The sequence below is a fragment of the Butyricicoccus sp. genome (assembly GCF_050872565.1).
GTDB lineage: Bacteria > Bacillota > Clostridia > Oscillospirales > Butyricicoccaceae > Butyricicoccus_A.
Window position 1 is genome coordinate 1 of sequence record NZ_JBNMHC010000499.1, and the last position, 1233, is coordinate 1233.

Genomic DNA, 1233 nt, shown 5'->3' on the forward strand with positions numbered 1-1233 from the left:
GGCAATGCCTTTACGGTATTTTCCTTGCCATACGTATCGTGCATCAAGACAATGACATCGTTGCGCGAGCTGATAGACACTTCATGTATTGCATACTGTGCCAGCTGCGATGCGGAATAGTTACCGCCCTCTGCGTCATGGTCATAGGCATTCCAATCGTAATACTCAAAGCCGCGGCGGTTCATTTCCTTGATGATGGCATCATAGTTGCCGTAGTGCTTGAGCTGACCATTACTGCCGCCAGGGAAACGGAAGCCCTGTACTTTATAGCCGGTCAGGGCATAAATCTTGTCATATGCTGCTGCAAAGTCCTTCAAATACGCCTCTGGAGATGCATAGATCTTCTGGTACTCATGCTCATTGGCATGAATGCACAGCGTATGACCCTCATCAATGATGCGCTGAATCAGCTTCTCATTGCCGTCAATCTCGCTGGTAACAACAAAGAAGGTCGCCTTGACGTTGTACTTCTTCAATGTATCGAGAATCTTCGGCGTGCAGGTATCCGATGGGCCGTCATCAAAGGTCAGATAGCATACCTTCTTATCGCTGAGCTTTTTCTGGGTCGTTGCTGCTGTCGCATACAGACCCGGATATTCCTTGGCATAATCCGGCAGAGAGGTATCATCCTTGATTTTCAGATACTGCTTGGTCTCCTGCTGGCTTGCTGGCGTGCTGGTATCCTGCTTCTGGTCATCCGATACCGCAGAGGTCGTTGCCTTTTTATTGCTCTTGGTATTGTCCTTTTTGCTGCCGCCAGCGAGGCCGCGCACGGCAGATACGATGAGTACCAATGCCACCAGCACGACAACCAATACGGTGCCCATGCGAACCAGCTGTCTGCGATGCTTGCGCGCGAGCTTGGCGTCCCGATGGGTCTTTCGCGGCTTCTGCGGGGCAGACTGTTTCTTTTTCTGCACCGGTTTCTTTTGTACCGGCTTTTTCTGCGGCTGAGGCTGTGCAGCGCGCTCTTGTGCGGCTTGCTCTGCCTGCGCCTTTGCTGCCTGCTCTTGCTCTGCCCGCCGTTTCTCCTGCATCTCAGCAAGGGCTTTTGCCTCCTGCTTACGGCGAATCTGCTGCTCCAGCATGGCTTCTCGTTCCGCCTGCTCTCGGTCTGCCTGTCGCTGTTCTTCCAGCTCCTGCTCCGATTTCGGCTCCTCCGTCTTTATCGAAGATGCCGGTGTTTCGGCTTCTGCCTGCGCTTTGCTTGTTTCTGCATCCGAATCGGTGCCA

The 1233-nt window shown here is 53.0% G+C and carries 1 protein-coding gene; it reads right to left on the reverse strand.

Annotation, left to right across the window (positions count from 1 at the left end):
• The coding region (locus ACR0P9_RS12890; protein WP_432620766.1) for a polysaccharide deacetylase family protein at nt 1–1233 on the reverse strand (1233 nt) is incomplete at both ends.